This window comes from Candidatus Paracaedibacteraceae bacterium (assembly GCA_019636055.1).
In the GTDB taxonomy this organism is placed as follows: Bacteria; Pseudomonadota; Alphaproteobacteria; order Paracaedibacterales; family Paracaedibacteraceae; genus Paracaedibacter.
On record JAHBYH010000002.1, the window covers coordinates 413,813 to 438,443 of the forward strand.

Genomic DNA, 24,631 nt, shown 5'->3' on the forward strand with positions numbered 1-24,631 from the left:
CTCAAAAAAATATTCACTTGAACTCGCGGGTCATGTATTAATAGGATAAGTAAAATTTTTATCCTGTATGATCATGAATATATTTAATAAATTACACCAAGACCTTCTCTCTATTCTCACCTCACTCAAAGCTGAAAAAGTACTGCCTGACGATTTAGATTTGTCACGAGTTGTTATTGAGACACCTAAGGATCCAACGCACGGTGATCTGGCGACCAATGCAGCCATGGTTCTGGCAAAGGCTGCAGGGACAAATCCGCGAGCATTGGCTGAGCATATTTGTGCGAAGTTAAAAGCAGTTGATCATGTCACTAAGGTTGATGTGGCAGGGCCCGGTTTCATTAATTTCTTTATGTCGAATGATTTTTGGCAATCGCAGCTCTTTAATATTATCAAGGCGCAAGATCATTATGGTTCATCGGATCTGGGTAAGGGAGAAGCCTTGAACGTTGAGTATGTTTCTGCGAACCCAACAGGCCCCCTGCATACAGGGCATAGTCGCGGGGCTGTTTTTGGTGATGCGATTGCCTCTTTATTGGCGAAGATCGGCTATCAGGTGACCCGTGAATATTATATCAATGATGCAGGGGGACAGACTGATATTTTAGCGCGATCTGCCTATTTGCGTTATCTACAGGCCTGTGGTGAAGTAGTTGATGAATCTCGTTTCGAAGGGTTATATCCGGGGGATTATTTGGTTGATATCGGCCAAGAGCTTTATACCCAATATCAAGGGCAGTATGTTGATCAGCCTGAGACAGCGTGGTTGGATCTGTTTAAGCAATTTACCATTGCCAAAATGATGGACACCATCAAGGACGATTTGTTGGCTGTTGGGGTCAAGATGGATGTCTTTACATCCGAGCGTGAACTTGTTGAGGCTGGCGGTGTCGTCAAAGCTGTTGAATTTCTAAAGGAACAAGGTGATATCTATACCGGTGTTTTAGAAAAACCAAAAGGTCATGACATTGAGGATTGGGAACCCCGTCCACAACTGTTGTTTAAGGCAATGGCTTATGGCGATGATGTGGATCGGCCCTTACAAAAATCAGACGGGAGCTGGACCTATTTTGCCGGTGATATTGCCTATCACTATGATAAATGTCGTCGTGGCTTTAACAAAATGGTCGATATTTTCGGGGCAGATCACGCGGGGTATGTGAAGAGAATTAAGGCAGCCGCAGCAGCCGTGACCAGTGGTAAGGGCCAAGTTGATGTGAAAACGACACAACTTGTCAATTTTATGGAAAATGGTCAGCCTGTTAGAATGTCTAAACGTGCCGGGACCTTTATTACTATGCGCGACGTTATTGATCGCGTTGGATCTGATGTGACGCGCTTTATCATGTTGACCCGCCATCAAGACATGACCATTGATTTTGACTTTGCCAAAGTGATTGAACAAAGTAAGGATAATCCGGTTTTTTATGTTCAATATGCTCATGCTCGTTGTCATTCGGTTCTGCGTCATGGGAAAGAGGTTTTTGGGGATCTTAGCTTTGTTAACACTGATATGTCACCCTTGACCGATGACGCAGAGTTAGCGATGATTAAAGTATTAACCCAATTGCCAAAGCAAATTGAAGTTGCAGCTATGGCGCGTGAGCCTCATCGCGTTGCAAACTATCTGTATGACGTGGCGGCAACGTTCCATGCGTTGTGGAATAAGGGTAAGGATCATGTAGAACTTCGGTTTATTGATCCGGCAAATAAAGAAGGAACCATGGCACGTTTAGCGTTAGTGCAAAGCGTGGCCAATGTAATTGCAGAGGGGTTGATTGTGTTGGGCGTCACCCCAGTTGAGGAGATGCGTTAATGACACCTTTTTTCCGTAAACTTCAGGAAAATGATGAGCCAAATCAACCATCGTTAGCGCCGAACCCTTATAAACAACAGGAACAACGTCAACCTGTTAATCAGGATATTCGTGTTGGGGAGGTCCGCGCCACATTTGGTCATGTGGATCGGGATGAACAAATTCATCGTCTGCGATTTATGCAAGAAAAAGATCCTATCTCATCCAATGAGCAAGAAGATGATTGGGATGATCGTCAATCACCCTTGAATTTTGTAATTTTGGCCAGCTTGGTTATCATTCTTGTTGTACTTGGTTGGTTTGGCTATCGTTGGTTTGCCCATTCTTATAATGAAGCACCGCCTGTCTTGATTGCTGATGAGTCTCCGTATAAAGTCCGACCGGATAATCCGGGGGGGATGGTGATTCCTCATCAAGATAAATTAATTTACGGTCGTATTACACCCCAACAACAACAAATGCCAGAGCGACTCTTGCCGCAACCAGAGACCCCTGTTCTGCCAGAGCAACAAGTCTATCCGCAACAGCCTCAACAGGCGTATGAGCAACTACCTCAGACGCAGATTTTGTATGATCAATATGGTAACCCTGTAACCGTTCCTGTTTACCCACAGCACGCTATGCCGTCTCAGCAACAAGCATTTGTTTCTTCCCCACAGCATCATGCACCGCAACCTCAAGTGCAACCCATGTATCCGCAAAATCAAGAGGTGATACAGCAGCCAGTGCCCCAACAACATATCTATCCACAGCAGCAACACTCGGCACCTTATGGGCCATCTGCCGCAGCACAGCAGTTAGTACAACAACAGACTGCTGTTCCTGTTGAGGCTCCCAAGGCTTTAAATCAACTATCGGAGTCTGAAGAAGAAATTGATCCCTTGGATAATTTGGTTTCAAACGAAGCGTCTCGTATTGAAAAAATCGATACAACAAAATTAAAGCTGGCTTCTTTAAATAATGATTCACCTTATGCGTCGACGCAGGCTGTTAAAAAACCGACTATAAAAGAAAATGTTCGATCAGCGATGGCTGTTCAAGGTAACTATAGAGTCCAACTTGGAACATTTTCTTCTGAAAAAGAAGCGAAAACTGAGATTCGTCGTCTAAAGGGAATCGATGGATCAGCATTTTCCGGTAAGAAATTTATTATTCAAAAATCGACATCATCGTCTACGGGAAAAATCCTTTATAAAGTTATGGTTGGTTTTTTCGCATCAGCCAACCAAGCAAATACATTCAAGAATAAATTAAAGATTCACCGAATTAACGGTGCTGTTGTTAAGGGATAAAAAACACCTCTCTTTACAAGAGAGGTGCAGCGTTTATCTTAGATAGAAAATCATATGATCAAAGCGCTTATTATGCCAAAGCTCGATCGAGCGCTTGGAGCATTTCTTCAATAGTTGAAATCCCTCTAAGATCTGCTGTATAACGCTGTTGATCGACAATCAAGTCCGTAAAGACTTCGGCTGTATCGATCGTTGATTCTTCAAGGCTAGCTGAACGAATGCCTCCGGCAGTTCCTTCGTTTACAAAATTGAGCGTGTAATTTCCGGAATCTCCCGAGGCAACAAAACTACCGCCGGTTTGCTCAACTAATTTATTGGGATCAGGAAATGTCGCTAATGGAATTTTCGCATATCGGCGTGTATCTCCATTATCGAATGTAGCCCACATGTATCCTTGATCGTCAATCGATGTCCGCATGTATTTCCCAGCTTGCATCCCATCAACTACGGGTTGCGGAAGGTCATAGCTTTTTGCCGTACCAAAAGAACGCATACCGTTGGTTCCACCAATTGCCCCAAAATTCATATTGATGGTTGATGGTGCTGCTGCTGTTGACCAAGTAATAGCTAAATTCGGGGCTGGACCGGCTGCGCCATTAATAAGTGCCGGGTTACCTGTGGCTCCGTCGAACTGGATAATCATGCCCGTATCATAAGGAGCACCAATGGTCGCCGCATTCGGTGATGATGCCGTAACCGTCCATTCCATAGGGCTGACGTTTGTCTTGGCAAAGTTTAACGTGATTGTTTGGGCAACACCTAAGGAATCATAGGCATTCATAATCATTGATTTCGTTGTTCCAAGAGCTGCATCACTGGCGAGAACGCCTTTAATTGTGGCAGCTGTTGTGGCCGACGGGTTCCCCGATAAACTAGCACTTGATGCTGTTTCTAGGGCGTCAATTGTGGCCGTATTCGTACTAATGGGGTCACCATTAGCGTCAACATAAAAGACTTTCAAATATTCGCCAACATGGTTGACAAAATTATGATCTTTATTTTCTGAAAAGGTACCGACGCGTGTAAAACCATAAGCGCCAGGGTTTGTATTATCAGCTTTTTTGTTAACAACAAAAAATCCTTGCCCATCTAGAGACATATGCGTATCGACACTGGATTGTACGGGGGATCCTACGGTTGAGACAAAATGCTGTTGAGTTGCTGTTATCCCTGCAGGGATAAAGGCATCCAACGATTGTCCTGTATTGACAACGGATAAGAATGCTTGGCGTGATTTTGAGGCATAAGCACCAGCTGCTGCTAGGTTTTGTGAGTGACAATTAACACGTGCCGAGACACCTTTTAATCCTGATACGCATGCGTTCATTCCTGAGTTTAAACCTGCCATTTTATGTTCTCCTAACTATAATAATCTGGAATTGGTGTGGATGTTGGTTCTGGTGGAATTTGGCTTTTAATCAATTTATTTAATTCCTCGTACTGTTTTATTTGTTCTTGCATGGTCTTTGTCAGGCCGACAATGTCTTGAGAAGCTGGTTTGCTGACACTTAAAACATCATCTAATCCCACGCCTACTGAGTCATTCACGAGTAAAAGAAAATCTCCGGAATCATCTTGATAGGCAATTTGTTGGACACGTCCTTTAAAGGCTGTTGGGATTTCGACAACTTGTTTTTTACTGTCAACTGCCAGAACTTTGGTATGATAGATTCCATGGCTTGCCGGCATTTCACTATCATTGAGCCCATCCCAAGAAAAAGTTTGTTTGCCAATTTTAGACGGATCTAAAGGAAACGTTTTAACACGATTGAGTTGTTGGTCAAGAACAACGAGTTCTGCTTCAACAACACCGCCGGGCATAATCAATGAAATGTCTTCAGGTTGTCCATTAAACACAAGGCGATCATCTTCATAGACAATTTCTTTGTTAAGATAAGTTTTGGCAGCAGCCATTTGTTCTTTGACCTTCATGTCATTACCGTGTTTGAGCAATTTATTGGTTTGTGCTTGCTCAGCGGCACTAAAGAACGACATGACGCTTTGGGTCATCTCGTGCGTACTCATGGGATTATCGGGGTTCTGGTTCTTAACTTGGGCTAAGAACATTTTCATGAACACGTTATATTGTTCATCACGGCTTTTCTCAAGCATGCGAGATAAGGCGCTGCGATCTTTCGTTTTTTCAGTTGCGACAGCTGGTTGAGCTGTTATTGGTGGTTGAACAGATGTAACCATAACTTAGCTCCTTTAAGTTAAAATATTAATCTGAGAGGATGGTAATAGCCCTGAGTTGATGGCTTTGACTTCCTCTAATTCAGGTGTGGTTTCTGCAGAGAGCATTTCTCCAAAGGAATTTTGTTCATCATGATTTCCTCTCGACATGGAAAAGTTCATGCCTTGTGAATCTGCTTGTAGCCCTGCTTCATTGAAAATATTTTGAAAATCAATGGCGTGGCGGGTTAGGGTTTCCAGCGTTTCTCGATTTTCTGCCTTAAAGGCAGCTGTGACAAGGCCATCGCGTGAGATATCAAGTTTGATATCAACTTTCCCCATTTCATGAGGTTTTAGCTGAATTTTTAAGTGTGTTTCCCCTTTTTGAAGAGATTGTTTCAACTGCTCTTTAATTTGGTTCAGTGCATTCAATTTATCTAAGGTTGTTAATGTTGCTGCTTTTGTCCCTTTGACTGAGGATGTGTTGGTTGCTGAGACCTTTAAATCGAGTCCGTTTTGCTGAGATGTTCCCTTTTGTAGAGGTTGAAACTCTGTTTGTGCGGCTATAGGTTGGACAACAGGAGGCTGTATTTGTTGATTAACCTGTTGAATTTCATGAGCCCTAGATGGGCTTGAGCTCAGGCCACTAGATAAATCATGTTCATTGTTCATCAAAGTTTCCTGATTGTATAATATATCATTTTTATCTGATCTATCTTGACTGATGGCTTGTTGTTCCACAGTTGAGTGCTGGGCTAAGTTAATATGAGTTGCCATAGATTCTTGATTTGGTTCCGTCACGAGTTCTATTTTTACGCGGCCCTCTTGTATCCATTCTTGGATATCATGCTCTTTCATATGAACACTTTGCGATTGTGCAGGTTTTTGTTCTTGAAGTTGGATAATTTCAGGCTGCGATTTTATCTGTATAAAATTATTTAAGTCAGATTCTTTTTGAATCAGTGTTGTGCATTCATCAAGATCTATTTCTGATTCAGATATTGCCTCAGAACCTGTTTCCTTATTGGATTCTGTATATTCAGCGTTCTTTTTATCAACTGCTTTGTCTGCTTGTCGAGTAGTTGGTCTCTGATTCGAAAGATCCTTTTTTGATCCATCAGATTTACTTTGAGTCTGAGTTTGATTAGATTCGACAGTTTTATGTGCAACAGGGTCAATTAAAAAGTTTTTGAAGTCATTTTTTTTCTGCCCTTTTGCGGATGCGTCTTTAATAGCATCCATCAGATCATTCAATGGTTTTTTAGTAACCTGAGATGCCGTCATCTTTTGGGACGATGCTTTTGAAATCGCCATAATTTACCTCTGAGTTTAATGTTCACCCAAAAGTCAGCAATTATCGTGCCAAGTATGAAATAAGCCCAGAGTAGATGGTTTAAATCAAAGGCTAAGAAATAATATCTTTCTAATTTTTTCAAATGACTCTTGAATTTCATCGCTCGTCACACAATAAGGCGGTAACAGGTAGATTGTTTTGCCAAGAGGGCGAATGAGTAGTCCTTGATCTAAGAATTGTTGACGCAGAGCAGGCGTTGCCGTTTCAGCAATATCAAAGGCTGCAATCGTTCCCTGGATTCGAACTCTTTCGATATCTGTAAGGTTTTTTATGTTATTTCTATGGGCTTTATTAATTTCTGTAATCCGAGTTTGACACTCCGGGCTCATTAATAAATCAAAAGAGGCGACCGCAGCCGCACACGCCAAAGGATTGGCTGTGTAAGAATGACCATGGGCAAAGGCTTTGTCCCAATGATTACTTAAGAAAGCTTGGTAAATGGTGTCGGTTGTGATGGTCAGGGCAAGCGGTAAAAACCCCCCCGTTATTCCTTTAGAGACACATAGAAAATCTGGTATTCGATTAACTTGTTCTAAGGCAAAAATAGTCCCTGTTCGACCAAAACCCGTCATGATCTCATCAAAGATTACTAAAATTCCATGAGCTCGAACTTTATCTATGATTTGTTGTAAGAATTCAGGGCGACAGATGCGCATACCTGCGGCTCCTTGAACAAGAGGTTCAGCGATAAAGGCGGCAATATGATCGGCAGATTTTTCCAAGTGACGATCTAGGATCGCGAGTGTATCGTTTTCTTTTGCATCGAGATCAGGATCATTAACCCACGTTTCAGCGTAGGGAATCGTGAGAACTTGAAACAATAGATCATCAAAGGCGGTATGAAATCCTGATTTTTTACCGACTGACATGGCGCCAAAGGTATCTCCGTGGTAGGCACCATCAAAACTTAGGAAAAGGGTTCGTTGAGGCTCATTCTTGTTACGCCAATATTGATAAGCCATTTTTAGAGCGACTTCAACGGCAGTGGAACCATTATCAGAGAAGAAAAAGCGATTTAAAGTATCAGGCAGAATAGTCTGGAGTTTTTCGCATAAACTGACAGCAGGTTCGTGGGTAAATCCAGCAAAAATGATATGCTCTAGTTGTTGTGCTTGGTCATAAATGCTTTTGGCAATAGCAGGATGGGCGTGGCCATGCAGGTTGACCCACCAACTGGAAATCAGGTCGAGATAGGCTTTGCCGGATTCATCATAAACATACGCCCCTTTCCCATGGCTGATGGGGATAACCTCAGCGGCAGTTTGGTGCTGTGTAAAGGGGTGCCAAATGATGGTTTTGTCACGATGCGCAAGGGACATGATAACTCCTTAAAATAGATTCTTTAATTTTTCGGGTAAGGGGATTTTTTGCAGTTCTTGTTTAGTAATGATTGGTAAGTGCGGTAGGGTTGCTAATATTGAAACATTTCCGTAGTGTTGAATAGCTGTTGCATTGTCAGTATTAGGCTCTCCGCTTAAAATCACACCGGCGATTTTTAGTCCTTTCTGGCGGATTGCCTGAAGTGTTAGAAGTGTATGGTTTATGGTTCCCAAGGCTGTTCGCGCAACAATAATGATGGGTAAGTTAAATTGAACCATCAAATCAAGCATGACATCTTTGTCATTCAGAGGCACAAAAACCCCGCCTGCTCCTTCAACGATAAGGTTTGAGGTGTGTGGTAGATTGATGGTAGATAAGTCAATCTGAAGACCTTCATGACGAGCTGCCAGATGTGGCGATAATGGTTCTCTTAAGGAATAGCATTCAGAATAACAATGGGTATTAGATAAACGCTGAACCTCAATTCTGTCAATGGATTCAATCGTTCCGCTTTGAATCGGTTTGAAATAATTATATTGAGTATGTAAGCATAACCAACTGCTGATCAGTGTTTTTCCAATATTTGTGTCAGTTCCGGTAATAAAATAGGACATGGCATAATTCCTTTTTAAACCTATAGGTTAATATTTTCGCTGCAAAAATCAACTTAGAGGCTTATCTTTTGATGCTATAACACAAAATAGAACTTTGTAGGTAACTGTAATAGGCTCTTTATGATGTTGAATAAGGGCTTTGAATTTTGCTTTTTCTTGGATCCTTTTGCCAACGGTTGCTCCTAAATCTCTGAGGTATTGAATAAAATCAGAAATACTGGTGAAGGTTAGGCTATAGTCTTGTAAATAAATGCGGCTATCCTGATTCAAGTTTAGGCAAATTTGGTTCAGTTCTTGGACAGAGAGCATGGGTAAAAGGGGACTGGTAATCCCATTTTGACAGAGCAAATCTTCCCATTCTTGGAAAGTCCCTTGCGTTAATGTTGTAAAGGCAACTATTGAGGTTTTACTTGTAAGATTTGACAAAAGGGCACGAAGATCTTTAGACCACTGAACAGCAAGATTACTGATGATTAAATCGGCTGAGGGGTAGATATATTCATCCATATTGGCTGTGGCAAATGTAATTGAATCATTGTTTTTATATTTCTCGCGACAACCTGCGATCATTTGATCTGATAAATCAATGAGGTGAAAATGACTATCTTTGTGTTTTGTTAAGAGAGCATCAGTGACAAACCCTGTCCCGCACCCCAGATCAATAACAGAGGTCAAGGGCAGTTTCGGTAAATACTCAACAAGCTGGTTGGCGACACGATGCTGAATCGTTGCGGTTGAATCATAGGTGGGTTGTGCTTTATTAAAGGCTAATTGTACATCCGGTGTTGTCCAAGTCATTATTTTTCCTTTTTATGATGGATGCAACTTCTGCTGCGTGATTGTATCCTAAACCGTGACCTCCTGACTCTAGCATAGTTATCATCTCAGAGCCAAAATTATCCTGAATAACGTCAGGAGGGCAGACGATATCATCTTGGGTTGCAATCAGTGTTAGCCTGTCCGGAACAGGAAATGAATCTCGTAAGAGGTCTAGATCACTTAAAAGTCTGTCCTTGTTAGGATCCCTTAGATTGAATGTTACGCCACACCGATGATGAAAGGATTTTAAAGCAAGGTTAGGACTTGTGCGAATAAGAATTTCAAAGGTATCAAGTTCTATGGCGCGACGTTTATGGATATGAGGCTCATTGCCCAGAAAATTCACAAAACTATTAAGACCGATCAGGGTTTTGAAGTGGAAGTTTTGTTGCATTAATTTAATAAGTCCTAACGAATGTCCGATACCGATCAATGGTTCTTTTATTTCTGGGATGTTCAAATCTCCATAATATCCTAAATCCATATGATGAATTGTAAATTCTGGTAGGAGGGTTATAAGATTATCCCAATAATCTGGGGAATAGCTAAACCCATGACAAAAGACAAGATGCGTCATGATAAAAGGCTTTCAATGAGTTGATCGACATCCTTTTTTGTATGCTGAGCATTGATCGCAATCCGTAGTCGATCTGTGTTTTTAGGGACGGTGGGCGATCGAACCGCGGAGATTTCTATGCCGTTTTGCGACAAACGATTTTTCAAATCAACTGTTTTTGCAGGATCACCGATGATTATGGGAATGATATTTGTTTCTGATCCAATGACTTCGAACGTTGTCAGTTGATGTCGGGCATAATTGGCAAGATCTTGGATATATTGACGTTTGTGCCCAAGAGAAGGGAGTAACTCCCATGCTTTTAACGTCCCACCGATGAGCATGGGGGATGGAGCTGTTGAATAAATGAAACCACCGGCTCGGTTGATTAGGAATTCTTTGATTAAGATGGGGCAGGCTATATAAGCACCACTGCTGCCCAAGGCTTTGCTAAATGTGCCCATGATGATTGTTTGATCTGGTAAAGCGTGACAGGTGGACAGGCCATAACCTTGGGGGCCATACAGCCCTGTTGCATGAGCTTCATCCAGATAAAGCCATGTGCCGTAAGTTTCTGCGAGCTCAGTAATCGTTTCTAACGGGCATTTTTGTCCGTCCATCCCAAAAACAGTTTCACTAATAATCCACTTAGGGGAAGGATTATCCTTATGCTTTTTTAGTAAATCCGCCAGATGGTCCATATCACACGAGCGATAACGAATAAGCTGACAATCACTATTTCGGACAGCTTGGTATAGACTTGCATGATTGAGTTTGTCAAAAAAGACAAGGGCGTTCTGATCTGATAATAGAGTTGATAGAGTACTGGTGTTGGCTTGAAACCCTGTGGCAAAAACTAACGCCGCCTCAGACTTTTTATCCTGTGCAATTTGATTTTCTAAGTGCTCAATTAAGAGATAATTGCCGGATAATAATCGTGATCCTGTTGCTCCAATGCCATATTGAAGGCCTGCTTGATAGGCGGCTTCAATAACCTGTTGGTTATGGCTTAATCCTAAATAATCATTGGATGAAAAATCCAGTGCCCCTTGACGGCAAGGGGGCAATCTGCGATAGTTCCGATTATATCGGATCTGTTTTAACGTTTGTTGAAAATGATCTGTCATGACAATAAAAGAGGGCGATCAAATGAAACCTTGGACTACATATCCCAGCAACCAGAAGAAGTCAGATTTTGATCCTTCATCTTGCTCTGTCTTTTCAGCCGATGGTTCTCCTTCGGTAGAGCCAGCTACCGGCGTCGAATCATCATCGAAAACCCAGGGCAACCTGAAGTCCAAAACATCGACTTCTTCTGGTTGCTGGGATATTGACTCTGCAGAAAAAATCTACAATTTACCGTTTTCTGATTTGCTTTTCGAAGCGCAATCGGTTCATCGTGCCAACTTCTCTCCTAATACGGTTCAGATAAGTACACTGATTAGTATAAAGACGGGCAGTTGTCCAGAAAATTGTTCTTATTGCCCTCAATCTGCCCATTATGAGACAGGTTTGAAAAAAGAACCGCTGATGGAAATTCAAGAAGTTGTTGAGGCTGCTAAAAAGGCCCAGGCTGCCGGAAGTACTCGTTTTTGTATGGGGGCAGCTTGGCGCGGGCCACGAGATCAGGATCTGGATGTTGTTTGCCAAATGGTGTCCGAAGTTAAAAAACTGGGCATGGAAACCTGTGTGACACTCGGTTTATTAAAAGACCATCAGGCTGATGCACTGCGTGATGCTGGACTGGACTATTACAACCATAACATTGATACATCCCCAGACCATTACGGCAAAATCATTACAACGCGCACATTCGAAGATCGAATTAAAACTATTGAAAACGTTAGAAAATCTGGCGTGAAAGTCTGTTGTGGCGGTATTCTGGGTATGGGCGAGACTGCTAAAGATCGCCTAGAAATGTTATTGGTTTTAGCAAATATGGATGAACAACCGGAATCCGTGCCAATTAACCAATTGATTGCCATTCCGGGAACTCCACTTGCCGATCAAACCTCAGTGGATCCTTTTGATTTTGTTCGAACCATTGCGGTTGCTCGTATTTTGATGCCAAAATCCTATGTACGGCTTTCCGCAGGACGTGAGCAAATGTCAGATGAGTTACAGGCGCTGTGTTTTATGGCAGGAGCGAACTCCATTTTTTACGGTGAAAAATTGTTGACCGCCGATAATCCAGTCCCTGAAAAGGATATGTCTTTATTCAGCCGATTAGGCTTAGAGCGATTGCAATAATATTAACTCATTTTTTAATTATAGGCATAACGATGGACATTTTTTTAGACTCAACAGATATAGAAGAAATTTGCAAATTATCACAGACAGGCTTAATCGATGGCGTTACAACTAATCCGACATTAGCAGCCCAGCAAAAACGCCCGTTTAAGGAACTTATTCAAGAAATTTGTTCAATTGTTGATGGGCCGATTAGTGCAGAAGTGATTGCCGAAGATGCTGAAGGGATGATTAGCCAAGGTCGTGAACTGGCTCGTTTACATGATAATGTTGTTGTCAAAATTCCAATGACATTAGAAGGATTAAAAGCATGTCGCGTTTTAACAGATGATGAGATCATGACAAATGTAACCTTGGTTTTTTCTACAACACAAGCGCTACTCGCAGCTAAAGCCGGTGCGACTTTTGTTTCGCCGTTTATTGGTCGTGTTGATGATCAGGGTTGGAATGGTATGGATTTAATTCGTGATATCAGACAAGTGTTTAGTAATTACTTATTTGATACATCAATTCTTGCTGCATCTATTCGACATCCTCAACATGTGCTAGAGGCTGCAAAAGCCGGTGCTGATGTTTGCACAATTCCACCAAAGGTATTCCACCAACTGTATCGTCATACTTTGACAGATATTGGTCTGAAAAGCTTTATGGATGACTGGAATAAAAGCGGTTTAACAATATAGACACGTTTTGGCATTGTGGTTTAAAATGTTGTCATAAAATAGAATATTGGTGATCTTATGTATCAAGCGCAGGTTTGTATTCTGGGGGGTGGCTTAGTTGGTGGTGTTATGGCCTTAAGTCTAGCTCATCGTGGTATTTCCTCAATTGTTGTGGATGTTGAGACGCCGGATAACCTCCTAGCTCAAAAACTGGATGGCCGCACGACTGCTGTTAATTTAGCCTCAGCCCAGTTTTTCGAGGAAATAGACCTGTGGCAGCCCTTATCCGGACAAGCAGCTTGCATCGATAATATCAAAGTATATGAAGCAAATCAGCCATGGTCTATTCAATTTGATCATCAAGAATTGGGATCTGATCCCATGGGATATATCATTGAAAATCGCTTTATTCGCCAAGGTATTTTTGAAAAAACTCTGAATCATCCTTTAATAAAATGGTGTGCTCCAGATAAACTTTTGACCAAGAAAATTACAGCGTCCGGGGTTGACGTTTATTTGGAGTCGGGCGAAATGGCTACGGTTTCTCTGATCATTGGTGCTGAAGGACGCAATTCCCCGACTCGGGATGATCGAGGGATAAAGAAAAAGCAATTTGGCTATGGTCAGAAAGGCTTAGTTTTTTCTCTTTATCACGACAAACCTCATCATAATGTAGCTTGGGAAGTTTTTCACCCGTCTGGCCCTCTGGCATTTTTACCGATGTTGGATTCAGTAGATGGAGGTCATCGATCAGGTGTTGTGTGGACATTGCCAGAAGCTGAAGCGGATATTTGGGCTCAAAAAGACCCATCTGATATCGCCAAACGATTAGTTGATATGTTTCCGCATTTGGGTGAATTTGATTTATTTACCCAAGTTTGGTGTTATCCATTAGTTGCCCAAATGGTCGATCGCTTTATTGATGATCGCTATGTGATTATTGGTGATGCTGCGCATGTGTGCCATCCCGTAGCCGGTCAAGGGGTCAATGTGGGGTGGCGTGATGCCAAAGCGTTAACAGACGTCCTTGTTAATCATATTCGACTTGGACTTGATTTGGGATCTCAGACAGTCCTTTCCGCCTATCAGCGATCCCGTCGGGTTGATACCTATGCAATGTTCGCCATGACAGATATAATGGTTCGGTTATTTAGTAACGATTCTAAGATTTTGCGGCCAATCCGCAGTATGGGGTTGGGGGTCGTAAATAAGATATCTCCCCTTAAAAAATTCTTTATGAAGAGAGCTATGGGGATTTAATCCTCAAGTTTTTCAATAACAAATCGCTCAAAGGAATTAATCGCGGTATTTGTTTGTTCGTGCTTTAGTAACGAGATATGAGTGTTGTCGAGTTCAGGTAAATCATAGGATCCTGAGATAATATCAAGATCAAGCGGGATCATTGTCCGGGGTAAAACTGTAATCCCCATCCCGGCACGAACAGCAGCGATTGTCCCTGCATAGCTATGGGACGAGAAAACAATACGCCAAGCCAGTCCATGGTTGTCCAAGGACCGAATAGCGTGATCCCGATAGACACAAGGTATAGGCGATAAAACAAGGGGTTTGACCTTATTAGACGCAGTTAAATCTAACTGATTGCTTTTGCCAACCCATTCTAATGTTTCTGACCACACATCCAGACCGTTTGGAAAATCATGTGGTTTACTCATTTTAACAAGGACGAGGTCAAACTCATTTTGCTTAAATCGTTCGAAAAGCGTCAGGGTTAGATCACATTCCACTTTGAGTAAAATGCGGGGATGTCTTTGGGTAAATTCACTGAGCACATCGGCTAGATAGACGCTGGCAAAATCTTCGGGAACGCCAAATCGAATTTCTCCTTCAAGATCGGGGTCTTGAAAACGGTCGATTGCTTCATTGTGAATTTGGATAATTCTTTGGGCATAGGAGAGGAAAATTTCACCATCAGGCGTTAAGCAGAGTGTTTTGTCACGCACAAATAGCTTAACGCCGATTTGATTTTCTAATTTCGCAATTTGTTGGCTAATGGCTGATTGTGTGCGCCCCACTTTTAAGGCAGCCTGTGTAAAACTACCTGTTTTAACACTTGCTAAAAAACATGTTAGAGAAAATGAATCAAATAGCATCATTAGAAAATCTTATAGATAAAATTAGAATTATTCGTTTTACTAATTATTAAGCGAATTTATATTATGATTCAAGATCAACATTCATGTGTAAAGATAAAAATGGACCATTGGCTAAAATATATCGATCTGGATCAGCTCTCAATTATTATGATTGTGCTTATTAATTATGTGAGTTTAAATGTTGGCTTTTTTGCTAGAAACTACCTGAAAGGTGATGCCAGCTACCGTTCTTTTTTTGTATATTTCCCATGGTTAGTTTTATCATTAAATTTGATGATGGTTATCGACCATGTAATGTTATTCGCGATTTTCTGGGCAACAAATAATGTTTTATTATGTTTTATGATGGGATTGCGTTCCCGATGGAAAGCTGCTCAAGCTTCGGCAATTTTGACCTATAAGACTTTAGGTTTTGGTTGGCTTTGCTTAGGTGTTGCTATCGGTATTTTGGTATGGCAGGCCAACACTTTTTTTATCCATGATCTTTTACTATACCCTTTTTCTTCTGATGTTTTAGGTGTTGCAAGTATCCTGATTTTTATCTCTGCAATGACGCAATCTGCGCTTTGGCCTTTTCATAAATGGCTAACAAGTTCGCTGAATTCACCAACACCTGCATCAGCGATGATGCACGCGGGACTGGTGAATGGGGGAGGATTTCTTCTTGCAAAGTTTTCTCCGTTGTTTATGGGGAATAATTTTATCTTAACATTAGTTTTTACTGTGGGTCTGATAACGGCTGTTGTTGGGACGCTGTGGAAATTGGTTCAAAGTGATTATAAACGCATGTTAGCCTGTTCAACAATGGGACAGATGGGGTTTATGATTGTACAGTGCGGTTTGGGGCTTTTTCCTGCTGCAATCGCCCATTTGTGTTGGCATGGTCTATATAAAGCCTATATGTTTTTGGGGTCAGGAACGGCGCCTCAGGAAAAACGATATAATTTAAATTATCCTCTTTCTGTCCAAGACTTATTATATGCCTTAACCATTGGCCTTATCGGAGGGGCAGTATTTACCGCAATTGCCTATCCGGATATTGATAGGATAGATACGCGCTTTATTCTTATCAGTGTTGCTGTTATGGCAGGGGCGCAGACTGTATTACCCATTATTCGGCAGTCATATCGGTATCGTTGGTTGATGGGGCTGGGGATGGTTATCGTGCTATCTGGGCTTTATGGGATGAGTGTTTACGGAATAGAAGTTCTTCTTGGTCATTCAATTATGGTTTATCCGTATGATCTTAATGTGATTCATATAGTTGGGCTAATTATTTTAATCATAAGTTGGTTATTTGTGCTGTTTCAAAAAAATCTAGATCCATCATCAGCACTTTATAAATTATGGATGAGAGTGTATGTTGCTGCATTGAATGGGGGAAATCCTCAGAAAAATACAATCACAGTCCATAAAACACAATATACAGATCGATGAGGCCCTTGGATGCAAGATAAAGTGAATAAAATAGAACAAGAAGTTAAACATAAGTTAACAGAAAAACTCAGTGAATCATGGTCGGTTATTGCGCCATTTTGGCCTTTAAAAAATTTGATTGCGGTTAATCCCCTGATAGGGTTTGATCATCTGCATTTTACCGATGCGCTTAGGATGGGGTGTGTTTACTTTCAGCAAACTGATCAACCTGTCATTATGGCGGATGTTAACCGAGAGAGCTTAAAATGGTTGCAGGTTTTTTTTGATGAGGGGCAGTCAACGCTTGTTATTCCAGGTCGAAAAAATGGTTTTTTGGCTTGTATTCTTGATCTAATGGCTTTTGATTCTGGTTTGCCTAACAGACAGATTTTATCGGATTTGCCGAAAGATCCGTTTTTGATCATTGATTATTGTTTGTCGGAACTTGAAGTTGGTGAAGAAGATCAACAACAATTCATGACCTTAATGTTGACGACTTTATCAGGCTGGTCATCGTATGTGTTGTATAAAACAGATTGGTCAAGTGGTTCTGATGATGTACCGGTCACCAAAGCAGAATTCACGGCTTTTCGATTGCTCTTATTTGTTTTATTCAAAGGGGACAGTGATGATTTGCTGTCTTGGTATAGATTATCTCTTGAGAACGCTGACATTTCATTGACTTATGAAAAAGTTCAGCAATATGAACAGCAGTATCAAGACCGTCTGTTTAAAAAATTACCCCAAATAAGTCATCAGAAGAAATCATCCGATGCTCAATTTGTGTTTTGTATAGATGTTCGCTCAGAGCCATTTCGTCGTCATTTAGAATCGATTGGTGATTATGAGACTTTTGGGTTTGCAGGATTTTTTGGTGTTCCGGTATCTGTTTGTCATGAAGGGTTGCAAGAAACATATTCATCTTGTCCTGTGTTGATTCAGCCCCGATATCAAATCAAGGACAAATCGACTGTCAAGACACATGCAGAACATATCAAAACAGTTTATCAGTCAACAAAGTATACGTTTACAACATCGTTCCCGCTAGTTGAAGCTGTTGGTTTCTGGTCAGGACTCTTGATGGGCATCAATACGTTTTTTCCGAAAGTTGCGGTAAAAATTGGGAAAATGATGACGAGCAAAAAGAAACCTGTATATCACCTCGACATGCCTTTGGATGATCAGGTTTGTTATGCTCAATCTGCCCTTAGAGGCATGGGGTTAGTTCGTGATTTTGCCGAGCTTGTTTTTATTTGTGGCCATAAGGGTGAATCCCAAAATAATGCATTAGCGACGTCGCTTGACTGTGGGGCCTGTGGCGGACGTCCTGGCGGGGCTAATGCTTATGCTTTGGCATATATCCTGAATAATCCAGGGGTTCGGCTTCGTCTATCTGATTTGGATATAAAAATCCCTAAAACAACATATTTTATTGCAGCAGAGCATAATACAACAATAGATGCTATGGATTTTATCACAGAATCAATTCCAGAGCGATACCAAGATTTACTTGGTCAGGTTCAAGAAGATCTTAAAAAAGTTCAGGTTCTAACATATCAAGAACGCCTAGAAAAATTAGGGGAACAGGGCGGACTTCACCCGTTAAATAGAGCGCAAGATTGGTCGCAACCAAGGCCTGAATGGGCATTGGCTACTAATGGAAGTTTTATTATCGCACCAAGGCAAGTTACACAGTCTGTTGATCTTGAAGGGCGATCTTTCTTACACTCATATGATTGGACAATTGACCCTGATTGTTCAATTTTAACATCAATTATGACCGCCCCAATGGTCGTTGGTTACTGGATTAATTCACAATATTTATTGTCGACTCTTGATCCTGTGGCTTATGGTGTTGGCAGTAAAGTCACTAAGAATATTGCAGGAAAAATTGGGATAACTCAGGGGAATGCAAGTGATTTAATGCACGGTTTATCCCTGCAGTCGATTGGGTTGGATTATGATAACCCTTATCATGAACCTGTGCGATTGACGGTCATTGTATATGCACCCCAATCAATGGTAGAGTCTGTAATTCACAGTGATGACTTATTAACTAAGCTCGTTCGTAATCAATGGCTTCATGTTTTTTCGATGAATCCGGAAACTCATATCCTACAGCGGATTGTCTTGGGAGAAACTACTCATGTCTAGTATTTTTAATTGGATTATGGCTAATCAAGAGCCTGCTTGTGTTATTATTATTAGTTTTATTATCCTATTAACGCTTAGACATTTGTTTTTTAGGCGTCCATTGTCCGGTTTTCTCTATCACAGTGTCATTGGAGTCGCGTGTTTTGTCTTGGCCATTGGCGGTGGTGGTGTTCAGAATGATGGGTATAAAAACCTTGAGATCATCCGAAATTTAGAGCAAAAGGGTCTTTTAGATGATGTGATAAAGCATCCTGAAAAATATGATCATATGATGCGTGCTGATTTAGAACAGTTTAAAAATTCTCAGAACCTTGAGGATTATTTAAGGAAATATGATTCCGATGTTGACAGAAACGAAGCTGTTACCGTTGGTTGGTTGTTTGTCTTATTTTCTGAGTTTTGCTTGGGGCTTGTAGCGCTTATTCGGGGGTTTCATGGTATTAGAAAGTAATACCAGTTACTCAGCAAATTTAGGGAAATGCTGGTTTGCGCATGGACTAACGTGGCATATGATGTTGGATATATAAAATAGCACCTACGGTCTAAAGACTTTCGTTAGCAGTCTAATGGCCTGCCGCCCGAAGCTCATAAGAGCGTAGGGTGGCGGAGAGAGAGGGATTCGAACCCTCGATACGCGATTAACGTATACACGATTTCCAATCGTGCGCCTTCGACCACTCGGCCACCTCTCCAGCAATAGATTGACGATACACTATTTAAAGGTTAAAACTCAAGTATTTTGTTAGTGTCATTGTATTTGACTCTCTAACAGAGTCATCTCATTGCTCCTGTGCGACTAGACAATTATCCTAATTGCAGATGATCATAGGCTATTTCGGTTAGAACACGACCTCGAGGAGTACGTTGTAATAATCCGCATTGAATTAAATAGGGTTCAATGACTTCTTCTAAGGTATCTTTTTGCTCTGATAGGGCTGCTGCAATGGTTTCCACACCAACAGGGCCGCCCTTATAGAAATCACAAACGTATTGCAGATACCTGCGGTCCTGTTCATCCAATCCAAGGGGATCAACCCCAAGACGATTCAAGGCTGTTCGTGAGACTTCAAGTTGAATATCTTGGCTGCCTTGAACGGCTGCAAAATCACGAACACGGCGCACCAATCGGCCAGCAATTCGCGGTGTTCCTCGGGAACGAGACGCGATTTCTGCGGCCGCAGTTTCTGCGATACTGCATCCTAAAAGGTTTGCACTCCGTGTGATAATTTTTTTAAGTTCATCCACGCTGTAGAATTTTAGTCTTAAGGGGATACCAAACCGTTCTCTAAGAGGTTGGGTTAAAAGGCCTGACCTTGTTGTTGCTCCTACTAATGTAAAGGGGGGAAGATCAATTTGAATAGACCGTGCAGATGGCCCCTCGCCAATCATGAGATCGAGTTTGAAGTCTTCCATGGCAGGGTATAAAACTTCTTCAACAGCTGGATTCAGGCGATGGATTTCATCAATAAACAAAACATCATGAGGTTGTAGGTTGGTTAAGATTGCAGCCAAATCACCAGCACGAGCAATAATAGGGCCTGAGGTTGATCTAAAATTGACCCCCATCTCCCGGGCAATAATTTGAGCAAGGGTTGTTTTTCCCAGGCCGGGAGGGCCGTATAGGAGAACGTGATCGAGGGATTCACTTCGAGATTTTGCGGCATGAATAAAAATCTGTAGGTTTTGGCGAACGTCTTCTTGTCCCGTAAAATCACCTAGCTGTTCAGGGCGTAAAGAATGATTGAGATGATCTTCACTTAAGGCATCAAGACTGATCAAACGTTCTTCCATTAGGCGGCTCCTGTAATTTTGGAGGCCAAGAAGCTAAGAGCTGTTCGGATCAGAACTGCTGTTGGGGCTGTTGCACCTTCTTCTTCGATGGCACGGGCAACAGCGGGGGCTGCCTCTGATTTCTTGTATCCCAAATTTTCTAGGGCTGAGATAACATCTGAGGCCGATCCCATCGATGTTTCGGTTTGGCTGGATGGGGTTATTGTTACACCCTTAACTTTGTCTTTGAGTTCTGTTACTAATCGGCTGGCAAGCTTAGGGCCAACACCGTCTGCTTCACAAATGCGTGTTTTGTCAGACGATTGGATGGCTATAATCAGATCATCTGGTGTCAATGCTGATAAGAGTGCAAGGGCAACCCGTGCCCCAACACCTTGGACAGTGATGAGTTTGTTAAACCATTCTTGTTCAAAAGGAGAGGCAAAACCATACAATATAGGTTGTTCTTGTCGGACCAACATTTCTGTATATAAGGTCACAGCTTCACTCAGGGCTGGGAGCTGGGCCATGGTCTTACTGCTAATGAAAACTTGGTAACATAAACCCTGAACGTCAACGATAACCCAATCGAGTCCTGTTGAGTCAACTAAGCCTTTGAGTTTTGCAATCATGGATTTTTCCCATCTGTCCTGAGTAATCGATTAACATCCCGTGCCACATCTTCAGCAAGTGCAATAGCTGCGCGTGTAATCGCTGCCTGATCCGCATTGCGGGTGATGAATTCATCTGTAGCAACCACAGGATAAGATGTTGTTACCTCATTTTTAAATTCGCCAATTGCCCGATCCATGTGGCGAAGCTGATAGCTAGCATGGACAGTGATTTGGCTACGGGTAATGCTTGCGTCTTCTGCATAGGTTGCTGCTGCTTTTGTTTCAGAGAGGGTAATTGCAAGTTTATATTCTTGGTTATTGAGACGTGGGAGAATTGCAAGTTGCTTTTCCAATTCACGACGGAATTTATAGGCAAAGAAACCATCCCCTTTAACTGTTAGGCATATGGCTTGAGTTTGAGATCGATCGCCACAGTACATGGGGCTAAAACCACAAGAAGACAGGCCGTAGGCTAGGATCGGAAGGATCAGTATCCGTTGTAGTTGGTTCATGGTCTTCCTCTCCTTAGTGTCGTTAGTTTGCTACAATATTTACAATACGATTTGGGACAACAATGGTTTTGCGGATCGTCTTGCCTTCAAGATCACGTTGGACTGTTGCCAATTCCTGAGCAAGTCCTAACAATGTATCTTGATTACTGTCGGCTGCAACGTCAAAACTTCCGCGCATCTTACCATTAACCTGTACCGCAATCGTAACTTCCGTCTGAGCCGCAAGTTGTGAATCAACTTTTGGCCAAGTAGAGTCGGCTAGATGAGAACTTGTTAATTGTTGCCACATGTCGCTTGTGAGGTGCGGGATCATTGGGTTAAGTGCCATCATCAAAATCTGAGCGCACTCTGATAGCGCAGATCCTGAAACGGATGGATTAGTGATTCCTTCGTCCAAATCACGTGTTAATTCGCGGGCGAAGGCAATGACTTTGTTAAACCCATTGGCATCGTACCCTTTTGTGAATTTCACAATGGATTGATGCGCTATTTTTCTCAATTTTAAGGTTTCATCCTTTTGGCCGATGCGGTCTTTGTTTTCAATAACCGTTTCAAGGGTACGCCATAATTTATTCAGATAGCGCCACGCGCCTTCAAGTCCTTCATCACTCCATTCAAAGTCTTTTTCCGGGGGTGTGTCAGAGAGAACAAATAGACGTACAGCATCGATGCCATAGGTGTCGATCATTTCTTTGGGATCAACTGTATTCTTTTTAGATTTACTCATTTTTTCAGAACGACCAACAGTAACAGGTTGACCGTCTTTTTTAGAAATATATTTTCCTTCGCTGACGCGGGTTACTTCTTGTGGGAATAACCATTTGCCATCGCTTCCTTTATAACTTTCATGACAGACCATCCCTTGAGTCATCAAATTCTTGAACGGCTCATTAAAGGTGACATAACCACAATCACGCAATGCTTTTGTAAAGAAGCGGGAATAGAGCAAATGCAAAACAGCGTGTTCAATCCCACCGATATATGCGTCAACAGGCATCCAACGTTGAACTGCTTCCTTATTGAGCGGTTCAGATGTTTGATTGTCACAGAACCTTAAGAAATACCAAGATGATTCAAAAAAGGTATCAAGGGTATCTGTTTCTCGGGTTGCTTTACCGCCACAGGTTGGACAAGAGGTATGTTTCCATGTAGGGTGATAGTCTAAAGGATTACCTGTTTGATCAAAGGTCACATCCATTGGTAATTTAACAGGTAAATCTTTTTCCGGAACGGGGACAATGCCACAAGAATCACAATAAATAATTGGAATCGGGCAGCCCCAATAACGTTGACGTGAGACACTCCAGTCGCGTAGACGGAACGTGATTTGCCGTTTGCCAAGGCCCATGGATTCTAACTTATCAATGGCTTGAGTCCGAGCAGACTCTGCATCAAGACCATTTAAGAAATCAGAGTTAATCATGGTGCCGGGGCCTGTATAGGCTGAGCCGTTTAAGGTCTCTCCTGCTGCATTCATGACAACTTGTGTAATCGGCAGATTATACTTTGTTGCAAAATCATAATCGCGTTCATCATGGGCTGGACATGCGAAAATCGCACCGGTTCCATAATCCATAAGGACAAAGTTTGCCACATAAAGCGGAACCGTACGACCTTCTTGGAAGGGAAGTTTAACGCGTAAGCCTGTATCAAAGCCTTTTTTCTCAATAGTGCTAAGGGCTTCTTCTGTTGTTGGGGTGCGTTGACATTCCTCGATGAAAGTAGCTAACTCTCGATTTTTTGCAGCGAGTTCATCAGCAATCGGATGCGTGGGCGCAATGCCACAAAAGGCTGCGCCATATAATGTCTCGGGGCGTGTTGTAAAAACGGGTAGGCGATCGGCGCGTCCTTCGATTTCGAATTCGATATAGGCACCTTCGGATCGTCCAATCCAGTTCTCTTGCATTTTAACAACTTTTTCAGGCCAGCCTGTTAATGTTGATAAATCATCCAACAGTTCTTGGGCGTAATCAGTGATTTTCAAAGACCATTGCATCAATTTTCGTTTTTCAACAAGGGCACCAGAGCGCCAGCCACGACCGTTAATAACCTGTTCGTTGGCTAAGACGCAATTATCAACGGGATCCCAGTTCACCCAAGATTCACGGCGATAGGCTAAGTTGTTTTTATAAAAATCAAGGAAGAATTTCTGTTCATGCCCATAATAGTCTGGCAAACAAGTTGCGATTTCACGCTCCCAGTCAAAAGAAACGCTCAGCATTTGGAACTGCTTTTTCATGTCCTGAATATGTTCCAGTGTCCATTTTTCCGGACAGACGCCCCCTTGAATAGCAGCATTTTCTGCGGGAAGTCCAAAAGCATCCCATCCCATCGGATGCAGAACATCAAAACCCTGAAGCCGCTTTAACCGGGCAATCGCATCACCAATCGCATAGTTTCGAACATGTCCCATATGGAGTTTCCCGGATGGGTAGGGAAACATTTCCAAAACATAGGATTTTGGTTTGTTCGACAGAGCCGGCGTTTTATAAGCATTTGTTGCTTGCCAGTGGGATTGCCATTTTGTTTCAACGTCGCGGAACGGATAGGACATGATTCAGCTTACTTTCCTTTTTGTACTTTTAATTCTCGAGCTTTAGTTAAGATTAGGTCTTCCATGTCGCGAGCAACTTTTGTATCTGCTGTGACAGAAATCCAATCGTTTCCTTTTTTAATTTCTTTGTTGATGGTGACATGAACAGCATCGGCACGTAAAACGCGGTCTGTGATTTTAACAGTTACTTTCAGGCGTTCTGATGGTTTTGATGCTGTAGAATACCAATCTGTGATTAAAACACCACCCGCCGCATCGGATGAGGCAAGCGGCATAAAAGATAGAACATCTAACGTTGCTTGCCATAAGTGATGGTTAACTTTGGAAGAACCACCTAGGCTTGGATCATATTTTTTTGCAGGAGATCCGAATAGCAACAAATCATCACCAAACAGTGTACCATAGCCGCGTTTGCGGGCATCATCGCGTCCAATTGGTGCTTCTTGACCTTCATTCGGAGTGTAATCCCCGGAACATCCGGCAAGGGCTGATACAAGAACGAGAGATGAAATTAGTTGGCGTGACATTATGATTGCTCCTCATTTTACTTATTATCCTGATCAGTATACACAAAAATCTACACCGCATCAAAGAGGTTCTGTTTATACGAATTACGATAAATAACGTGAGTTCGATATAAGA

22 protein-coding genes and 1 tRNA gene are annotated in these 24,631 nt (G+C 42.1%); 8 read left to right on the top strand and 15 right to left on the bottom strand.

The genetic code is table 11. The annotated features are described in order from the left end of the window. Positions 1 to 73: 73 nt before the first annotated feature. A complete protein-coding gene (locus tag KF820_05485; protein MBX3457796.1) occupies positions 74 to 1,816 on the top strand; it encodes an arginine--tRNA ligase in 1,743 nt (580 codons plus the stop codon). Then, positions 1,816 to 3,108, top strand: a complete 1,293-nt coding sequence (locus KF820_05490) for an SPOR domain-containing protein (GenBank protein MBX3457797.1) — start codon at positions 1,816 to 1,818, stop codon at positions 3,106 to 3,108. Before KF820_05485 ends, KF820_05490 begins: the two co-directional genes overlap by 1 nt. Before the next feature lie 70 nt (positions 3,109 to 3,178). Here KF820_05490 and KF820_05495 read toward each other — a convergent pair whose 3' ends face one another. From KF820_05495 to KF820_05530, 8 genes are all read right to left on the bottom strand, one after another. Then, on the bottom strand, positions 3,179 to 4,456 hold the full coding sequence (locus tag KF820_05495) for a flagellar hook-basal body complex protein (protein MBX3457798.1): 1,278 nt from the start codon (positions 4,454 to 4,456) through the stop codon (positions 3,179 to 3,181). Between the two features lie 11 nt (positions 4,457 to 4,467). Next, a complete protein-coding gene (locus tag KF820_05500; GenBank protein MBX3457799.1) occupies positions 4,468 to 5,304 on the bottom strand; it encodes a hypothetical protein in 837 nt (278 codons plus the stop codon). A 12-nt stretch (positions 5,305 to 5,316) separates the two neighbouring features. After that, positions 5,317 to 6,594 (bottom strand): flagellar hook-length control protein FliK, encoded by a 1,278-nt coding sequence (locus KF820_05505; protein MBX3457800.1) that lies wholly within the window; start codon positions 6,592 to 6,594, stop codon positions 5,317 to 5,319. 84 nt (positions 6,595 to 6,678) lie between these two features. Continuing rightward, entirely contained in the window at positions 6,679 to 7,953 is a 1,275-nt protein-coding gene (bioA, locus tag KF820_05510) for an adenosylmethionine--8-amino-7-oxononanoate transaminase (protein MBX3457801.1), read from the bottom strand. 9 nt (positions 7,954 to 7,962) lie between these two features. Continuing rightward, positions 7,963 to 8,568, bottom strand: a complete 606-nt coding sequence (bioD, locus tag KF820_05515) for a dethiobiotin synthase (protein ID MBX3457802.1) — start codon at positions 8,566 to 8,568, stop codon at positions 7,963 to 7,965. Between the two features lie 48 nt (positions 8,569 to 8,616). Beyond that, the gene (locus tag KF820_05520; protein MBX3457803.1) at positions 8,617 to 9,366 is read right to left on the bottom strand and encodes a methyltransferase domain-containing protein; all 750 of its coding nucleotides are present in this window, start codon (positions 9,364 to 9,366) and stop codon (positions 8,617 to 8,619) included. After that, positions 9,329 to 9,964: a hypothetical protein gene (locus KF820_05525; protein ID MBX3457804.1), complete on the bottom strand. Its 636-nt coding sequence runs from the start codon at positions 9,962 to 9,964 to the stop codon at positions 9,329 to 9,331. The genes KF820_05520 and KF820_05525 overlap by 38 nt, the downstream gene beginning before the upstream one ends. After that, positions 9,961 to 11,070, bottom strand: coding sequence for an 8-amino-7-oxononanoate synthase (locus KF820_05530; GenBank protein ID MBX3457805.1), 1,110 nt, complete (start codon positions 11,068 to 11,070; stop codon positions 9,961 to 9,963). Before KF820_05530 ends, KF820_05525 begins: the two co-directional genes overlap by 4 nt. 22 nt (positions 11,071 to 11,092) lie before the next feature. On the opposite strand from KF820_05530, the gene bioB reads away from it, so the two are divergent. The 3 genes from bioB to KF820_05545 are packed head-to-tail and all read left to right on the top strand — an operon-like array spanning position 11,093 to position 14,115. Further along, the gene (gene bioB / locus KF820_05535) at positions 11,093 to 12,193 is read left to right on the top strand and encodes a biotin synthase BioB (protein MBX3457806.1); all 1,101 of its coding nucleotides are present in this window, start codon (positions 11,093 to 11,095) and stop codon (positions 12,191 to 12,193) included. Positions 12,194 to 12,225: 32 nt separating this feature from the next. After that, positions 12,226 to 12,876, top strand: coding sequence for a fructose-6-phosphate aldolase (gene fsa, locus KF820_05540; protein MBX3457807.1), 651 nt, complete (start codon positions 12,226 to 12,228; stop codon positions 12,874 to 12,876). A 57-nt stretch (positions 12,877 to 12,933) separates the two neighbouring features. Next, positions 12,934 to 14,115 (top strand): FAD-dependent monooxygenase, encoded by a 1,182-nt coding sequence (locus KF820_05545; protein MBX3457808.1) that lies wholly within the window; start codon positions 12,934 to 12,936, stop codon positions 14,113 to 14,115. Here the strand turns inward: KF820_05545 and KF820_05550 are convergent. Further along, a complete protein-coding gene (locus KF820_05550; GenBank protein ID MBX3457809.1) occupies positions 14,112 to 14,969 on the bottom strand; it encodes a LysR family transcriptional regulator in 858 nt (285 codons plus the stop codon). The genes KF820_05545 and KF820_05550 overlap by 4 nt on opposite strands. A 99-nt stretch (positions 14,970 to 15,068) precedes the next feature. Here KF820_05550 and KF820_05555 point away from each other — a divergent pair, with 99 nt between their 5' ends. Genes KF820_05555 through KF820_05565 form a run of 3 tightly spaced genes read left to right on the top strand, consistent with a single transcriptional unit; the run spans position 15,069 to position 18,990 of the window. Continuing rightward, positions 15,069 to 16,406, top strand: a complete 1,338-nt coding sequence (locus tag KF820_05555; protein MBX3457810.1) for a hypothetical protein — start codon at positions 15,069 to 15,071, stop codon at positions 16,404 to 16,406. A gap of 9 nt (positions 16,407 to 16,415) precedes the next feature. Next, entirely contained in the window at positions 16,416 to 18,539 is a 2,124-nt protein-coding gene (locus KF820_05560) for a DUF2309 family protein (GenBank protein ID MBX3457811.1), read from the top strand. Continuing rightward, entirely contained in the window at positions 18,532 to 18,990 is a 459-nt protein-coding gene (locus KF820_05565; GenBank protein ID MBX3457812.1) for a hypothetical protein, read from the top strand. The genes KF820_05560 and KF820_05565 overlap by 8 nt, the downstream gene beginning before the upstream one ends. Positions 18,991 to 19,140: 150 nt before the next feature. Here the strand turns inward: KF820_05565 and KF820_05570 are convergent. From KF820_05570 to KF820_05595, 6 genes are all read right to left on the bottom strand, one after another. Beyond that, a tRNA-Ser gene (locus KF820_05570) sits at positions 19,141 to 19,231 on the bottom strand. 112 nt (positions 19,232 to 19,343) lie between these two features. Next, positions 19,344 to 20,330, bottom strand: coding sequence for a Holliday junction branch migration DNA helicase RuvB (gene ruvB, locus KF820_05575; protein ID MBX3457813.1), 987 nt, complete (start codon positions 20,328 to 20,330; stop codon positions 19,344 to 19,346). Then, on the bottom strand, positions 20,330 to 20,941 hold the full coding sequence (ruvA, locus tag KF820_05580; protein ID MBX3457814.1) for a Holliday junction branch migration protein RuvA: 612 nt from the start codon (positions 20,939 to 20,941) through the stop codon (positions 20,330 to 20,332). Before ruvA ends, ruvB begins: the two co-directional genes overlap by 1 nt. Further along, positions 20,938 to 21,435, bottom strand: a complete 498-nt coding sequence (locus KF820_05585) for a hypothetical protein (GenBank protein MBX3457815.1) — start codon at positions 21,433 to 21,435, stop codon at positions 20,938 to 20,940. Before KF820_05585 ends, ruvA begins: the two co-directional genes overlap by 4 nt. Before the next feature lie 22 nt (positions 21,436 to 21,457). Further along, the gene (gene leuS, locus KF820_05590) at positions 21,458 to 23,989 is read right to left on the bottom strand and encodes a leucine--tRNA ligase (GenBank protein ID MBX3457816.1); all 2,532 of its coding nucleotides are present in this window, start codon (positions 23,987 to 23,989) and stop codon (positions 21,458 to 21,460) included. An 8-nt stretch (positions 23,990 to 23,997) separates the two neighbouring features. Then, entirely contained in the window at positions 23,998 to 24,516 is a 519-nt protein-coding gene (locus tag KF820_05595; GenBank protein ID MBX3457817.1) for a DUF3576 domain-containing protein, read from the bottom strand. Positions 24,517 to 24,631: the final 115 nt, after the last annotated feature.

Coding starts and splice junctions, on each gene's coding strand:
- KF820_05485 (MBX3457796.1), top strand. CDS start 74: ATGAATATATTTAATAAATTACACCAAGACCTTCTCTCTATTCTCACC.
- KF820_05490 (MBX3457797.1), top strand. CDS start 1,816: ATGACACCTTTTTTCCGTAAACTTCAGGAAAATGATGAGCCAAATCAA.
- KF820_05495 (MBX3457798.1), bottom strand. CDS start 4,456: ATGGCAGGTTTAAACTCAGGAATGAACGCATGCGTATCAGGATTAAAA.
- KF820_05500 (MBX3457799.1), bottom strand. CDS start 5,304: ATGGTTACATCTGTTCAACCACCAATAACAGCTCAACCAGCTGTCGCA.
- KF820_05505 (MBX3457800.1), bottom strand. CDS start 6,594: ATGGCGATTTCAAAAGCATCGTCCCAAAAGATGACGGCATCTCAGGTT.
- bioA (MBX3457801.1), bottom strand. CDS start 7,953: ATGTCCCTTGCGCATCGTGACAAAACCATCATTTGGCACCCCTTTACA.
- bioD (MBX3457802.1), bottom strand. CDS start 8,568: ATGTCCTATTTTATTACCGGAACTGACACAAATATTGGAAAAACACTG.
- KF820_05520 (MBX3457803.1), bottom strand. CDS start 9,366: ATGACTTGGACAACACCGGATGTACAATTAGCCTTTAATAAAGCACAA.
- KF820_05525 (MBX3457804.1), bottom strand. CDS start 9,964: ATGACGCATCTTGTCTTTTGTCATGGGTTTAGCTATTCCCCAGATTAT.
- KF820_05530 (MBX3457805.1), bottom strand. CDS start 11,070: ATGACAGATCATTTTCAACAAACGTTAAAACAGATCCGATATAATCGG.
- bioB (MBX3457806.1), top strand. CDS start 11,093: ATGAAACCTTGGACTACATATCCCAGCAACCAGAAGAAGTCAGATTTT.
- fsa (MBX3457807.1), top strand. CDS start 12,226: ATGGACATTTTTTTAGACTCAACAGATATAGAAGAAATTTGCAAATTA.
- KF820_05545 (MBX3457808.1), top strand. CDS start 12,934: ATGTATCAAGCGCAGGTTTGTATTCTGGGGGGTGGCTTAGTTGGTGGT.
- KF820_05550 (MBX3457809.1), bottom strand. CDS start 14,969: ATGATGCTATTTGATTCATTTTCTCTAACATGTTTTTTAGCAAGTGTT.
- KF820_05555 (MBX3457810.1), top strand. CDS start 15,069: ATGGACCATTGGCTAAAATATATCGATCTGGATCAGCTCTCAATTATT.
- KF820_05560 (MBX3457811.1), top strand. CDS start 16,416: ATGCAAGATAAAGTGAATAAAATAGAACAAGAAGTTAAACATAAGTTA.
- KF820_05565 (MBX3457812.1), top strand. CDS start 18,532: ATGTCTAGTATTTTTAATTGGATTATGGCTAATCAAGAGCCTGCTTGT.
- ruvB (MBX3457813.1), bottom strand. CDS start 20,330: ATGGAAGAACGTTTGATCAGTCTTGATGCCTTAAGTGAAGATCATCTC.
- ruvA (MBX3457814.1), bottom strand. CDS start 20,941: ATGATTGCAAAACTCAAAGGCTTAGTTGACTCAACAGGACTCGATTGG.
- KF820_05585 (MBX3457815.1), bottom strand. CDS start 21,435: ATGAACCAACTACAACGGATACTGATCCTTCCGATCCTAGCCTACGGC.
- leuS (MBX3457816.1), bottom strand. CDS start 23,989: ATGTCCTATCCGTTCCGCGACGTTGAAACAAAATGGCAATCCCACTGG.
- KF820_05595 (MBX3457817.1), bottom strand. CDS start 24,516: ATGTCACGCCAACTAATTTCATCTCTCGTTCTTGTATCAGCCCTTGCC.